The organism is Faecalibacterium sp. DFI.5.82 (assembly GCF_029076575.1).
GTDB lineage: Bacteria > Bacillota > Clostridia > Oscillospirales > Ruminococcaceae > Faecalibacterium > Faecalibacterium duncaniae.
The window spans coordinates 1-326 of record NZ_JARFIS010000290.1; the positions used below are offsets into that span (position 1 = coordinate 1).

Genomic DNA, 326 nt, shown 5'->3' on the forward strand with positions numbered 1-326 from the left:
CGATATGGATTCCAGCCAGATCGTCACCATGCACATCCAGTCCGTTGACCAGAACAAGGCCATCAAGACGGTCAAGCGCACCATCACGGAACTGGATCGCAGTACCATTGAGGAGCAGAAAATAGCAATCCGTTCCGGTTATGATATAGACATTCTGCCGTCAGATTTGAAAACTTACGGCAGGGATGCCAAAGCCCTGCTGAAAGAATTGCAGAGCCAGAACGAGCGGATGTTCCTTGTCACCTTTCTGGTTCTGAACACCGGGCGCACGGAACAGGAACTGGAAAACAATGTTTTTCAGGCATCCAGTATTGCCCAAAAGCACA

General features: G+C 49.7%; 1 pseudogene. It reads left to right on the forward strand.

Annotation, left to right across the window (positions count from 1 at the left end):
• A pseudogene (locus P0G09_RS16655) lies at positions 1 to 326 on the forward strand (conjugal transfer protein TraE); the annotation flags it as partial.